The sequence below is a fragment of the Ruegeria sp. AP11 genome (assembly GCF_056535865.1).
On record NZ_JBQFJB010000001.1, the window covers coordinates 3,438,011 to 3,452,008 of the forward strand.

The 13,998-nt window shown below is 60.7% G+C and carries 13 protein-coding genes; 7 read left to right on the forward strand and 6 right to left on the reverse strand.

Translation table 11 applies throughout. The features are described from left to right. Positions 1-140: 140 nt before the first annotated feature. Positions 141-1,094, forward strand: a complete 954-nt coding sequence (locus ACR3E4_RS17185) for a radical SAM protein (protein ID WP_480532192.1) — start codon at positions 141-143, stop codon at positions 1,092-1,094. A 3-nt stretch (positions 1,095-1,097) separates the two neighbouring features. Here ACR3E4_RS17185 and ACR3E4_RS17190 read toward each other — a convergent pair whose 3' ends face one another. Further along, on the reverse strand, positions 1,098-1,367 hold the full coding sequence (locus ACR3E4_RS17190; protein ID WP_480532190.1) for an usg protein: 270 nt from the start codon (positions 1,365-1,367) through the stop codon (positions 1,098-1,100). Between the two features lie 223 nt (positions 1,368-1,590). Here ACR3E4_RS17190 and gyrA point away from each other — a divergent pair, with 223 nt between their 5' ends. After that, positions 1,591-4,296 (forward strand): DNA gyrase subunit A, encoded by a 2,706-nt coding sequence (gyrA, locus tag ACR3E4_RS17195; protein ID WP_480532361.1) that lies wholly within the window; start codon positions 1,591-1,593, stop codon positions 4,294-4,296. A gap of 126 nt (positions 4,297-4,422) precedes the next feature. Continuing rightward, positions 4,423-5,091, forward strand: a complete 669-nt coding sequence (gene trhA / locus ACR3E4_RS17200) for a PAQR family membrane homeostasis protein TrhA (protein ID WP_480532188.1) — start codon at positions 4,423-4,425, stop codon at positions 5,089-5,091. 20 nt (positions 5,092-5,111) lie between these two features. Here trhA and ACR3E4_RS17205 read toward each other — a convergent pair whose 3' ends face one another. The 3 genes from ACR3E4_RS17205 to ACR3E4_RS17215 are packed head-to-tail and all read right to left on the reverse strand — an operon-like array spanning position 5,112 to position 8,535. After that, the gene (locus ACR3E4_RS17205) at positions 5,112-6,581 is read right to left on the reverse strand and encodes a carboxypeptidase M32 (RefSeq protein WP_480532186.1); all 1,470 of its coding nucleotides are present in this window, start codon (positions 6,579-6,581) and stop codon (positions 5,112-5,114) included. Positions 6,582-6,585: 4 nt separating this feature from the next. Further along, on the reverse strand, positions 6,586-7,731 hold the full coding sequence (gene ctaA / locus ACR3E4_RS17210; protein ID WP_480532184.1) for a heme A synthase: 1,146 nt from the start codon (positions 7,729-7,731) through the stop codon (positions 6,586-6,588). A gap of 60 nt (positions 7,732-7,791) precedes the next feature. After that, the gene (locus tag ACR3E4_RS17215) at positions 7,792-8,535 is read right to left on the reverse strand and encodes an RNA methyltransferase (RefSeq protein WP_480532182.1); all 744 of its coding nucleotides are present in this window, start codon (positions 8,533-8,535) and stop codon (positions 7,792-7,794) included. A gap of 163 nt (positions 8,536-8,698) precedes the next feature. Between ACR3E4_RS17215 and ACR3E4_RS17220 the strand changes: the two genes are divergently transcribed. The 4 genes from ACR3E4_RS17220 (at position 8,699) to ACR3E4_RS17235 (ending at position 11,922) form a co-directional block, all read left to right on the forward strand. Then, complete coding sequence (locus ACR3E4_RS17220; RefSeq protein ID WP_480532180.1) at positions 8,699-9,319, forward strand: thiamine phosphate synthase; 621 nt, start codon at positions 8,699-8,701, stop codon at positions 9,317-9,319. A gap of 55 nt (positions 9,320-9,374) precedes the next feature. Then, positions 9,375-10,268, forward strand: coding sequence for a PfkB family carbohydrate kinase (locus tag ACR3E4_RS17225; RefSeq protein ID WP_480532178.1), 894 nt, complete (start codon positions 9,375-9,377; stop codon positions 10,266-10,268). Continuing rightward, positions 10,265-11,179, forward strand: coding sequence for a pseudouridine-5'-phosphate glycosidase (locus ACR3E4_RS17230; protein WP_480532176.1), 915 nt, complete (start codon positions 10,265-10,267; stop codon positions 11,177-11,179). The genes ACR3E4_RS17225 and ACR3E4_RS17230 overlap by 4 nt, the downstream gene beginning before the upstream one ends. 65 nt (positions 11,180-11,244) lie before the next feature. Beyond that, entirely contained in the window at positions 11,245-11,922 is a 678-nt protein-coding gene (locus ACR3E4_RS17235; RefSeq protein ID WP_480532174.1) for a DUF502 domain-containing protein, read from the forward strand. Here the strand turns inward: ACR3E4_RS17235 and ACR3E4_RS17240 are convergent, their stop codons facing one another. Both ACR3E4_RS17240 and ACR3E4_RS17245 read right to left on the reverse strand, forming a co-directional pair. Further along, positions 11,923-12,948: a patatin-like phospholipase family protein gene (locus ACR3E4_RS17240; RefSeq protein WP_480532172.1), complete on the reverse strand. Its 1,026-nt coding sequence runs from the start codon at positions 12,946-12,948 to the stop codon at positions 11,923-11,925. Between the two features lie 64 nt (positions 12,949-13,012). Continuing rightward, positions 13,013-13,786, reverse strand: a complete 774-nt coding sequence (locus tag ACR3E4_RS17245; protein WP_480532170.1) for a 3-hydroxybutyrate dehydrogenase — start codon at positions 13,784-13,786, stop codon at positions 13,013-13,015. Between the last annotated feature and the right edge of the window lie 212 nt (positions 13,787-13,998).

The following is a 13,998-nucleotide window of genomic DNA, read 5'->3' on the forward strand; positions in this document are numbered from 1 at the left end:
GGGTCATGTCCAATGTTAGCGCAATCATGAGTCAATAATCTTTCATCATCAAAACTCCGTCAGCAACGGTCCATCGCACTTAACTCTCATGACACAAGAGGTTAAGTCAGTTCGGCAATTGCACAGAACCGGATACCGGAATGAAAGACAACGCCCCTCAGGTCGCCAATATCGGCAAGTTTCAAAACAGCTTGGTGACAGCAGACGGTCAGACCCGCGCGTCGGTTGCGCTGACCCACCCCGAGACGTTGTGGTTCAACACCGGCACCTTGTGCAACATCGAATGCGTGAATTGTTACATCGCCAGTAGCCCCACCAACGATGCCCTGGTCTATATCTCCGCGGATGAGGTGCGCGACTATCTGGATCAGATTGACGCGCGCAACTGGCCCATCCGCGAAATCGGCTTTACCGGCGGCGAACCTTTCATGAACCCCGAGATGATCGACATGACGCGCGCCGCGCTGGAACGGGGGTATGAGGTTCTGATCCTGACCAATGCGATGCTCCCGATGATGCGCCGCAAGATGCGCGACGGGTTGCTGGAGCTGCAGCAAACCTATGGCGACAAGCTGACCCTACGCGTTTCGGTCGACCATTATCGACCCGAACTTCATGACGAGGAACGCGGCGCGGGCAGTTTTGACAAGACCGTCGCGGGGATGCGGTGGCTGCGCGATAATGGCTTCAGGATGGCCATCGCCGGTCGTACCGTCTGGGGCGATACCGACGCCGAAAGCCGCGCCGGGTATGCTGCATTCTTTGCCGAACACGGGTTTGACATTGATGCCGGGAACCTGGGTCAGACTGTCCTGTTCCCGGAAATGGACGAAACGGTTGAAGTGCCCGAAATCACCACCGCCTGCTGGGGTATTCTGGACAAGTCCCCCGATGCGGTGATGTGCGCCAGCTCGCGCATGGTGGTGAAACGCAAAGGCGCGCATAGCCCCGCCGTACTGGCCTGCACCCTGTTGCCCTATGCGCCGGAATTCGAATTGGGCACGACACTGGCCGAGGCCGAGGCCGAGGTGCACCTGAACCACCCGCACTGCGCCAAATTCTGTGTCTTGGGCGGGGCAAGCTGTTCAGCCTGAAGGTCAGTTGACCCGGAACTCCCCCACCATGTTGCGCCATTCCCCCGGCGCGATCATCTTGCGATGCGTGAAGCGGACCGAATGCAGCGGTCCCTCAATCTCTTTTTGCCAGAATTCCACGAACTCAAACAGCTTCGGATGATCCGGAGCGAGGTCGTAATCCTGCCAGATGAACGTGTTCAGAACGTGAATATAGTCGGGCATGTGATAGAAGAATTCCGCCGTCGTCAGCCCGTACCCTTTGAGCATCAATTCGGTTTCATTTTGCGTCATGCAGACCTCCAAACTTGTTGCAAGGTCTCTTCAGGGTAACACGGAACTCTCCTAATACTTAGATAACAATATGTTACCCTCGTGTTACCGCGGTATTTTTCGCGAAATGATCAGCTTGCTTGCACCTTATGTGCCGGGTCTGATAAGGTGCATCCACAAGATATAGACCCAAAACAAGATACGGGCAGTTTACGTGAGCGATACGCCAGAAACCCCAGAAAACATGGACGAAACCCCGCCCGAGCGCCCGGCATATGACGGCCCGACGGTCTCCATCGAATCCGAGATGCGCACATCGTATCTCGATTACGCGATGTCCGTCATCGTCAGCCGCGCGATCCCCGATCTGCGCGACGGGCTGAAGCCGGTGCACCGGCGGATTCTGTACGCCATGCACGAGACGGGGAATACCCACGACAAGGCCTACCGCAAATCGGCCCGCCCGGTCGGCGATGTGATGGGTAAATACCACCCGCATGGTGACTCAGCCATCTATGACGCGCTGGTGCGGATGGCGCAGGATTTCTCGATGTCGCTGCCGCTGCTGGACGGTCAGGGCAACTTTGGCTCGATGGACGGGGATAACCCGGCGGCCATGCGGTATACCGAAGTGCGCATGGACAAGCCCGCCGCCGCCCTGCTGGCCGATATCGAAAAAGAAACGGTCGATTTTCAGGACAATTACGACGGCAAGGACAAGGAACCGACCGTCCTGCCCGCCCGGTTCCCGAACATGCTGGTCAATGGGGCCGGTGGTATCGCTGTGGGTATGGCCACGAACATCCCGCCGCACAATCTGGGCGAAGTCGTCGATGCCACGCTGGCGTTGATCGATGACCCGGACCTGACCTCAGAACAACTGATCGAATACGTCCCCGGCCCCGACTTCCCGACCGGCGGCGTGATGCTGGGTCGGTCTGGTGCGCGCAAAGCCTATCTGGAGGGTCGCGGCAGCGTCATCATTCGCGCCAAGACCCGAGTCGAAGAGATCCGCAAGGACCGATACGCGATTGTCGTGGACGAGATCCCCTATCAGGTAAACAAGGCCTCGATGATCGAAAAGATCGCCGAGGCAGTGCGTGAAAAGCGCATCGAAGGTGTAAGCCACGTGCAGGACGAATCCGACCGCAACGGCGTGCGTGTCGTGGTCGAACTGAAACGCGATGCAACGCCCGAAGTGGTGTTGAACCAGCTCTATCGCTTCTCGCCGATGCAGACGTCCTTCGGCTGCAACATGCTGGCCCTGAACGGTGGCCGACCCGAGCAGTTGACCCTGCGCCGATTCCTGACCTCGTTCATCGACTTCCGCGAGGATGTCGTGGCCCGCCGTACCGCATACGATCTGCGCAAAGCGCGCGAACGCAGCCACATCCTGTGTGGTCTGGCCGTGGCCGTCTCGAATGTGGATGAAGTGGTTGCCACCATCCGCTCATCGGCAGATGCTGCCGAGGCGCGTGAAAAGCTGATGACCCGCCGCTGGCCCGCCGCCGAGATCGAGGGCTATCTGCGCCTGATCGACGATCCTCTGTCCAAGATGAACGATGACGGCACCTATAACCTGACCGAAGTACAGGCCCGTGCCATCCTCGACCTGCGTCTGCAGCGCCTGACCCAACTGGGTGTCAAGGAGGTCACGGACGAGCTGGAAGAACTGGCCGCCAAGATCAAGGAATACCTGGATATTCTGTCCTCGCGCGAACGCATCATGTCGATCATCGGTGATGAGCTGCGCGACGTCCGCGAAAAGTTCGCCGTCGACCGTCGCACCGAGATCGTCGACTGGTCCGGCGACATGGAAGACGAGGACCTGATCGAGCGTGAGGACATGGTCGTGACCGTCACCTCGGGCGGTTACATCAAGCGCACGCCGCTGGCCGATTTCCGCGCCCAGAAACGGGGCGGCAAGGGCCTGTCGGGGATGCAGACCAAAGAAGAGGACGTGGTCACCAACCTCTTCGTGGCCAACACCCACACGCAGCTGCTGTTCTTCACCACCGATGGCATGGTCTACAAGCTCAAGACCTGGCGCCTGCCGCAATCGGGGCGGACCGGCAAAGGCAAGGCGATCGTCAACATCCTGCCGATCCCCACGGGCGTTTCCATCGCGGCGATCATGCCGGTCGATGTGCCGGATGAAGAGTGGGAGAACCTGCAGATCGTCTTTGCCACCAGCGCAGGCACCGTGCGGCGCAACCGGCTGTCGGATTTCACCAACGTCAAGCGCAACGGCAAGATTGCGATGAAATTCGAGGATGAGCACGCCGACACCAAGCTGATCAACGCGCGCATCTGTTCCGAAGATGACGATGTGATGCTGGTCACCAAATCCGGTCGCGCAATCCGGTTCCCGACCACGGATGTACGGGTGTTCAACAGCCGCGCATCGGTCGGGGTGCGCGGTGTGCGCCTGAATGGCTCGGATGAGGTTGTGTCGATGTCGGTGATCCGCCATTTCGAGGCCACCTCGGACGAACGTGCCGCTTATCTCAAGATGCGCCGCCTGATGGCCGGCATCACCGACGAGACCGAGGCGGACGAGGACGAAGGCAACGCCGACAGTGTGCTGCCGCAGGAACGCTATGCCGAGATGTCGGCGGCCGAGAACCTGATCCTGACTATCACCGCAGGCGGCTCGGGCAAGCTGAGTTCGTCGCATGACTACCCCGTTCGCGGACGCGGTGGCATGGGTGTGGCCGCGATGGATAAGGCGATGCGCGGCGGCGAGTTGGTGGCGTCCTTCCCGGTAGAACTGGACGACCAGATCATGCTGGCCACCTCCAAGGGTCAGTCGATCCGGGTGCCGGTCGAGGGCATCTCATTCCGGTCCCGCAGCGCGGGCGGTGTGCGGGTCTTCAACACCGGCAAAGGCGAAGAAGTTGTCAGCGTTGCCTGGATCGCCGATCAGGGTGACGAAGAAGCCGAGGAATAACAAAGCACTACAGAAATGTAACAAAACGCCCGTTTCGCGGGCGTTTTTTACGTTCTGGCACACATTCCCGCCAACGGCCCGGAGGGCAAGCTTGCCCGGGACCGATCACAAGCCTAGCTTTTTATTATGTGGTCTTTCGCCCATATCCGCCCCGCCTACAGCCGTGCAGAACGCATAAGCGACGGTGTAATACATGTGCTGGGTGTATCTTCGGCAATTATCGCGGTTCCGGTGCTGATCGTCATGACGGTCTTTTACCGCTCCGATCCCGCGGCGGTATTGGGCGCTTCGATCTATGGGATCACGCTGGTCCTGATGCTGACCTTCTCGGCGCTTTACAACATGATCGAACACGACGAGTGGGCAGATGTCCTGCGCCGTCTCGATCATTCCGGCATCTACGTGAAAATCGCCGGAACTTATACGCCCTTCCTGCTGCTCTCGGCCTCGCAACCACCGGGGTTGTTGCTGGGGTTGTGGTCGTCCGCAACGCTGGGTTCGGTTCTGAAGATGATCGACCCGAACCGGTTCCGCTGGTTCGGGCTGGTGCTTTATCTGCTGATGGGCTGGGCCGCTGTCTGGGCGGGTCAGTCCATGCTGGCCGAGCTGTCTCCAGGCACATTGACCCTGATGATTGCCGGGGGCCTCATCTATACCGCTGGCGTGGTCTTTTATCTTCTGGATTGGCTGCCCTATCACAACACGATCTGGCACGTATTCGTGCTGGCCGGAAGCGGCTTGTTCTTTGCCGCCGTCGCTCTGCGTATCGAAATGGTGCCTTCAGGGCCCGTCTGAAGCCGCGGGATGTACCAGAGTCAAAGACCGTAGAGCGCCCCGAATTTGTCCTCCAGATACGTCAACAGTGGCTCCGGCCCCGGCTCTACCCCGCTGGCGCGCCGAATGATCTCGCGCGGGGCGTAAAGCCCGCCATGTTGCTGCACGTGCTCGCGCAACCAGCTTGTGGCGCCAGAGGTATCCCCATTAGCCAGCTGCGCATCCAGCCCCGGCACCGCGCCCCGCAGCGCCTGATACAGACACCCGGCATAGACATTGCCCAGCGAATAGGTCGGGAAATAGCCAAACAGGCCAACCGACCAGTGCACGTCCTGCAAACACCCGTTCGAAGGTCTGTCGACCGCATAGCCGAAATCGGCTTTGAAGCGGTCATTCCAGGCGGCCTCAAGATCGCCGACCTGCAGATCACCGGCCATCAATGCGCGTTCCAGATCGAACCGCAGCATGATGTGCAGGTTATATTGCACCTCATCGGCCTCGGTGCGGATGTAACCGTTATGGACACGGTTGACGGTGGCATAGAACGCATCCGCATCGGCGATGCCAAAATCGCCAAACGCCTCTTTCATCTGCTCAAACAACCATCCGGTGAACGCGCGGGAACGGCCCAATTGGTTCTCGTAGATTCGGCTTTGGCTTTCATGCACACCCATCGAAACGCCGCTGCCCAGCGGGGTCAGCAGATAGTCACGGTCGATGCCTTGTTCATAGGCGGCGTGGCCGACCTCATGAATCGTGGAATAGAAACAGTTGAACGGGTCGGTCTCGCTGGTGCGGGTGGTGATCCGAACGTCCAGACCGCTGCCCGAGCTGAACGGATGCACTGCCTTGTCGACGCGTCCGTTGTTCAAGTCATATCCAAACGCCTCGGCCAGCTTTTGCGACAGTCGCATCTGGGTCAGTTCATCGAAGCTGCCGGTCAGAGCCGCAGGCTCGGGTCGATCCAGAACGGCGGCTCGCAAGGCAACCAGTCGCGGGCGCATTTCGTCAAAGATGGCGGCGATCTGGGCGCCGGTTGTATAGGGCTCATAATCCTCGACCATGGCGTCATAGACGTCGCCGCCCTGAGCCAGAGCTTCGCCCTCCTGACGTTTCAGGGATACGACCTCGCTCAACACGGGAAGGAAGGCAGAGACGTCTTCGTCCGCACGCGCCTGCGCCCATTGTCCTTGTGCCGCCGATGTCACACGTGCGATGGCCGTTGCCAGATCAGCGGGCACCTTCACCGCACGCTCGTAAGCGCGGCGGATTTCACGCAGCTGCGCCTTGCCGACCTCATCCTGCGGTGCGGCCTGTTCCAGCCAATCGGCCACACGCGGGTCGGATCGGCGAGCGTGCAGCACGGCCTCGATCGCGGCCATTTCCTCGGCCCGTTGCGGCGCGGCCCCGCGCGGCATCACGGTTTCCTGGTCCCAACCCAGCCGTCCGGCAATCTGGCCCAGGGCAGAGGTTTCGCGCTGAAAGGCCATCAGGTCGTTGAATGCTGTCATGGGATCAAACTCCGCGCACAGATGTTGCGATGGGATAAGCTGTCAGGAACCGCGCACGCAGGATCAGGGTCCAGACGACCACGGCCATGAACTGGTGGAAAATGGCGATCTGCCATGGCGCTGCATAGACAACGGTAATGATGCCCACGACCACCTGCAGCGACAGGGCTGCGAACATGGCGTTGAAGGCAAAGCGCGTCTGCGGATGCGCGCTGCTGCCGCCGCGCCGCCAGACGATGATGGCGAAAATGAACAGCAAATAACCTGTACACCGGTGGATGAACTGCACCAGACCGGGGCTTTCGAAGAAATTGCGCCAGATAGGCTCCAGCATGGTGGCATCCGGCGGCAGCAGCTGCCCGCCGATCAGCGGCCAGTCAGTGTATGATCTTCCGGCGTCGATCCCTGCCACCAGCGCGCCGATGAGTATTTGCAAAAAGGCAAAATGCATCAGGCCGGTCGACAGCGAGAACAGTTTAGCCTCTTTCGCGCGGCGAGCCTGCATCAGGTCACGTTCTTCGCGCCCCAGTTCAAAGATATACCACGCCAGAAACCCGAGGATGACAAAGGCCAGCCCCAGATGCACCGCCAGACGATAACTGGCCACAGCGGTCATGCCTTCGCCCTGCGTCACGCCCGAGGCGACCATCCACCAGCCGACCGCGCCTTGCACGCCGCCCAGAGCGCCGGGGATCAGCAGCTTGCCGGCCCATCCTGTCGGAATTTTGCGCGCCGCAAGGAAACCAAAGAACCCTAGGGCCCAAACGAGGCCGATCACACGGCCAAGCTGTCGATGGCCCCATTCCCACCAATAGATGGATTTGAAATCGTCCAGCTCCATCCACTGGTTCTGGATGCGCCACTGATCAATTTCTTTGTATTTGTCGAACTCGGATTGCCAGTCGGCCTCATTCATCGGCGGGATGGCCCCGGTAATTGGCCGCCATTCGGTGATCGACAAGCCGCTGTCGGTCAGGCGCGTCAGGCCACCGACGGCAATCATGATCACCACAAGCGCAAACAGGATCATCAACCAGACACGGATCGCCCCGCGCGCGCCACCGCGCCCACGGTCGATCATGCCGGGCTGAACCGCTTCCTGCTTCTGGTCGCCCGAGACCTCTTCGAAGATGCTGCGCTTGCCACTCATGCTGGCCTCATGTCTTTGATTTCGTCGCAAGCTAGGGCCAAGGCGGGCCGAGGTCCAGCCTCAGCCCTTATCCTTCCAGCGGACCATCTGCCGCATGATCCCGTGCAGCATCTGCACATCGGACCGCGTCATCCGCATCCGCGACCACAAATTGCGCAGATTGGTCTTCATCCCTTCGGCCTTTTCGGGCGGATAGAAGAACCCGGCCTCTTCCAGCCGGTCCTCGTAATGTTCGACCAGCTTTTCAACCTCGATGCCCGTCGCCCAGTCACCCTTGCCCAGATCGGTCGCTTCGTGAACAACGTCTCCGGTTTGGCGCATCCATTCATAGGCCGTCAGCAACACACACTGCCCAAGGTTCAATGAGGCATATTCCGGGTTCACCGGCACCGAGATGATGGCATTGGCCTTGGCGATATCCTCATTCTCAAGCCCGGCGCGTTCGGGGCCGAACAGCACGGCCACTTTCTCGCCCGCCGCCACCTTCTGCGCTGCAAGCTGCATCGCACGCTCCGGGCTGTAAACCGGCTTGGTCAGCCCGCGCTGCCGTGCCGTGGTGGCAAATACGAACGTCGAATCCTCCAGCGATGCGGCCAGATCGTCGAACAACTGCGCCTCGTCCAGCAATCGCCCGGCGCCGCTGGACATGGCGACCGCTTTGGGGTTGGGCCAGCCGTCGCGCGGGGACACGATCCGCATCCGATCCAGCCCGAAATTCCACATCGCCCGCGCCGCGGCACCGATGTTTTCGCCCATCTGCGGGCGCACCAGAACGAAGGAAGGCTGGGATGTGTCGCTGGGCATGGCTTACTCCAAAAAACTCCGCCTGCTCTAATGGCCGCGCCCGGCAAGGGCAAGCCGCCCCGGCTTGTTCCGCCGCCAAATAGACGCCCGGCAAGCATAAAAGTTTGCTTCCCCCGCCCAATCCGCTAAACCCCGCCAAAGAATGAACACCGAAGGATGCGCCATGGACACCCCCGAGCAGCCGCAGATTTACCTGATCACGCCTCCGACCATCGAGCTGAGTACGTTCACGAACAAGCTGGCAACCGTGCTGGACGGGGCCGAGATCGCCTGTATCCGTCTGGCCCTGGCTGGCAGTGACGAAGACACCATCGCGCGCGCCGCCGATGCCTGCCGCGAGGTGGCGCATGCGCGCGATGTGGCCATCGTGATTTCTAACCATGTTCTGCTTGCGCAGAGGCTGGGACTGGACGGGGTGCATCTGGATGACGGCGCGCGCTCCATCCGGGCAGCCCGTAAGGAACTGGGCGCGGACGCCATTGTCGGCAGCTTTTGCGGGGCCTCCAGCCATGACGGCATGACCGCAGGAGAAAGCGGTGCGGATTACGTTGCCTTCGGTCCGGTCGGTTCCGCCACCCTCGGTGATGGCACACAGGCCGAGAAAGACCTGTTCCAATGGTGGTCCGAGATGATCGAAGTCCCCGTTGTGGCCGAAGGCGGCCTGACCACTGATCTGGTCCGAGACCTTGCCGCCTGTACCGATTTCTTCGGCATCGGAGACGAAATCTGGTCGCAGGACAACCCGCTGGACGCGCTGAACTCTCTGATAGCCGCAATGCGCTGAGGGATGTGAGCGTTAACCCTTGCACCCGCGCCGGGGCTGCGGCATGACACGAGGCATGAACAAGAACAGCGAAATCCTGTGTATCGGCTCGGTCCTGTGGGACGTGATCGGCCGGTCGGCCAGCGCCATGCGTCAGGGCTCGGACGTGCCGGGCCGCATCACCCGCCTGCCCGGCGGCGTTGCTATGAACATCGCCATGACACTGGTGCGGTTCGGTATGACCCCTACGCTGCTGACGGCTATTGGCCGCGATGCCGAGGGCGACGAGCTGGTTCAATCCTGCGCGCGCCTCGGGATGGTCACCGATCACATCTATCGCTCGCAAGACCTGCCGACCGACAGATATATGGCCGTCGAAGGGGCCAACGGATTGATCGCCGCGATTGCGGACGCGCATTCGCTTGAAGCCGCCGGTGCCAAGATCCTGCGCCCCCTGATGCACGGGCCGCTGGGCTATGAGAACACGCCCTTTGAAGGCCTGATCGCATTGGATGGCAACCTGACGCTGACCCTGCTGGAAGAGATCGCCCAAAGCCCGGCCTTCGCCAAAGCCGATCTGCGCGTCGCGCCTGCCTCGCCCGGCAAGGCGGAACGCTTGTTGCCCTTCCTCAAACACGCCCGCGCGACGCTGTATGTAAACCTTGAAGAGGCCGGACTGCTGTGCCAGCGCGAATTCACCGATTCTGAAAGCGCCGCCAAGGGCCTGCTGGATCGCGGTGCGCTGCGGGTGCTGGTAACCGATAGCGGCAGTTCAGCCTCTGTCGGGGATGCTGATGGCGTTCTGACCCAAACACCCCCTTCCGTTCTGGTCACCCGCGTGACAGGCGCTGGGGATACCTTCATGGCGGCCCATATCGCCGCCGAGGCAAATGGCGCAGATAACGACGCGGCCCTCACCCGCGCCCTGCACGCCGCCGCAACCTATGTTTCCGGAGAAACCCCACTGTGATCACCCTGCACTATTCCGCCGAGGTCCGCGCCGCCAAAGACGCAGGCCAGCCCATCGTGGCGCTGGAAAGCACCATCATCACCCATGGCATGCCCTATCCTCAGAACATCGAGGTCGCAGCACAGGTCGAACAGGACATCCGCGACGCAGGCGCGATACCGGCCACAATCGCCGTGATCGACGGCGTTCTGAATATCGGCCTTGAAGCCGACCAGCTGAGCGCGCTGGGTCAGGCGCAAGGCGTCGCCAAACTGTCGCGCGCCGACATGGCCGCCTGCCTCGCCACTGGCGGCACCGGCGCCACCACGGTCGCGGCCACGATGATCGCCGCGCATTATGCTGGCATCGAGGTCTTCGCCACCGGCGGCATCGGTGGCGTCCATCAGGGGGCCGAAACCTCGTTCGATATCTCCGCCGACCTGCATGAGCTTGCCCAGACCCCGGTTACGGTTGTGGCGGCGGGGGCCAAAGCCATCCTCGACCTCGCCAAAACGCTTGAGGTTCTGGAAACGCTGGGCGTGCCGGTCATCGCGCATGGACAGGACGAATTCCCGGCATTCTGGTCCGCGAAATCTCCGCTCGCGGCCCCGCTGCGCATGGACAGCGCCGCCGACATCGCCAAGGCCCACGCCACCCGCCGCGCGCTGGGTTTGCCCGGTGGTCAACTGGTGGCCAACCCGATCCCGAACGCCGATCAGATCCCGTCCGACGAACTGGCCCCGATCATCGCCTCCGCCCAGTCCGACGCCGAAGCGCACCGCATCACCGGCAAGGGCGTCACACCCTATCTGTTGCAACGTATCTATGAACAGACCGAGGGCCGCTCCCTCACCGCCAATATCGCGCTGGTCCGCAACAATGCCCGTCTGGCTGCCGCCATCGCGCGCGAGCTGGCCAAATCGGCACCGTGACCGGGGGCCTATTGTACCCAGGCCCTTGACTGCTTAATTAATCCGCAAAACCACTCAGGACCGCAATGAACACGCCGTTTGACGAAGAACCCCACCGCCGCTCTGGCCTGCTGAGCAGTCTGCGCGCGTCTTTCCTGACGGGTATCGTCGTCATCGCACCGGTCTGGTTGACGATCTGGCTGATTTGGTCGGTGGTCGGCTGGATCGACAGCGCGGTCCTGCCGCTGATCCCGCAGAAGTTCCAACCGTCGGAATATGTTGGCATCAATCTGCGCGGTGTCGGCGTGGTGATCTTCCTGATCTTCACCGTCATCGTCGGCTGGATAGCCAAGGGCATTCTGGGCCGCTCACTGATCCACTTCGCCGAAAGCGTCGTCGACCGGATGCCGGTTGTCCGTTCGGTCTATTCCGGCATCAAGCAAATCTCGGAAACAGTATTCGCCCAGACTGAACGGTCCTTTGAAAAAGCCTGCCTGATCCAATACCCGCGCCGGGGCATCTGGGCCATCGGCTTTGTCTCGACCACGGCCCGCGGTGAAGTCAGCGATCGCGCCGAAACCGGGGGCGAATTGCTGAGCGTGTTTGTCCCCACAACCCCGAACCCCACATCCGGTTTCCTGCTGTTCTTCCCCGCCGAAGACGTGATCCTGCTGGATATGACCATCGAAGACGCCGCCAAACTGGTAATCTCTGCCGGCCTTGTCTATCCCAACGAAAAAGACCCGACCGAACCGCCCGAATAATCAACCGAACATTGCGGGCAGATCGACGGTGCTGCGCTCACCCAGATCGTCCTTGTGCAGGCTTAGAAACTGATCCGCCGCAGCGCGCCCTGCGCGTTTCAACCGGTTCAGCACAACCGGATTCGGCACGATCTTGGTGGCCGCCGACAGATCGTTCATCAAGGCGTCATCAGCGATCATGTGAACCAGCACCCGGCTCATCTCGCCCGCCTTCAGTTTGCCCTCGGCCAGCAGGCGCTGAACGAAATTGATTGCCCGCAACTCGCGAAAAAGCGACGAGTTAAAGCTGATCTCGTTGACCCGGTTCTGGATCTGGTGCGGCGTTTTGGGAACCTCATCCCTCTCCAGCGGATTGATGTTCACGATCACCACGTCATCCGGCAAACCCGCATTGAACAGCGGATAAAGCGCCGGGTTGCCCGTATAGCCGCCATCCCAGTATGCCTCGGTCCGACCAGATTTCGGATCATAGATTTCAACCGCCTGAAACAGGTTGGGCAAACAGGCCGAAGCCAGAATGGCATCGGTCGAAATCTCCTCGCCGGTGAATACCCGAATCTTGCCGCTACGCACGCAAGTGGCGCAGACAAACAATTCTGGCCCCTCATCAGCACAAATCTCATCAAAGTTGAACCGGTCGACCACCGGGGTCAGCGGGTTGCGATAAAACGGTCCATAAGCATAGGGCGACACCAGCCGCGACCACGCCTCGGCCATCGAAAACGGAACCGAGTATTCCAGCGCCTGCGCGACATGAGCGGGCTCGATGCCACGCATCCAATGGGCGATCCGCATATCTCCGACGGCCCCCATGCGCTTCCACAAACCGTTCAGGCTCTCACGCGCCCCATCGCGCCCTGCATGCACCATCCCGGATTTGAATGCCGCCCCGTTCAGCGCCCCCGCCGAGGTTCCGGTGATGGCCGCAACCTCGATATCCTCTTCATCCAGCAGCCGATCCAGAACTCCCCAGGTAAACGCGCCATGCGCGCCACCACCTTGCAAAGCCAGATTTATCTGTTTCACCGGATCCTCCCTTCATCTGGCCAAAAATATCCCGGGGGTGTGGGGGCAACGCCCCCACTGAAAGTCACAGCGCTGTCCAGCCCCCATCGACCGAAATCGTTGTCCCGGTAATCTGCGCCGCCGCATCCGAGCACAGGAAAATCGTGGTTCCACCCAACTGCTCGACCGTGGCAAACTCTTTCGATGGCTGCCGTTCCAGCAGAACGTTCTTCACCACATCCTCACGGCTCATGTTGTATTCTTTCATCGTGTTGGGAATCTGCGCCTCGACCAGCGGGGTCAGCACATAGCCCGGGCAGATCGCATTGCAGGTGATCGGTTCCTGCGCAGTTTCCAGCGCCACGGTCTTGGTCATCCCGACCACACCATGCTTGGCCGCAATATATGCCGCCTTAAAGGGCGAGGCCGTCAGACCATGGGCCGAGGCGATATTCACGATCCGCCCCCAGCCCGCCGCGCGCATCAACGGCAGTGCCGCTGCCATGGTGTGGAAGGTCGAGCTCATGTTGATCGCGATGATCGCATCCCACTTGTCAGCCGGAAACTGATCGATCGGGGCGACGTGCTGAATGCCCGCATTATTCACCAGAATGTCGCAGGCGCCCGCTTGCTCGATCAGGGCACGACACTCATCCCCTTTGGACATGTCCGCCTTGATATAGCGCGCATTGGTTCCCGTCTCTTGCCCGATTTCAGCGGCCAGCGCGTGATCTTCGTCCCGGTCGGTGAATGAGTTCAGCACCACGTTCGCCCCGGCCTTCGCCAGTTCGCGGGCGATGCCCAGCCCGATCCCTGAATTCGATCCCGTGATGACGGCTGTTTTGCCCGACAGACTCATGACACTTTCCCTTCTGGATTCCATTTCGTGGACACAGTGCCATGCTGCACCTGCAAAGAAAACGGGGAATGATGACAGGTTTGTTTCCCGGCCCGATTGGCCAAAAAAAACGCCCGCACGAAGCGGGCGTTAAGTTATTGAGGCAGGTTTCATACAGGCAAGAAACCTATCGAGCAGTGCATCCTTTATAAGCAATTCTGCGCCTTCGTCCA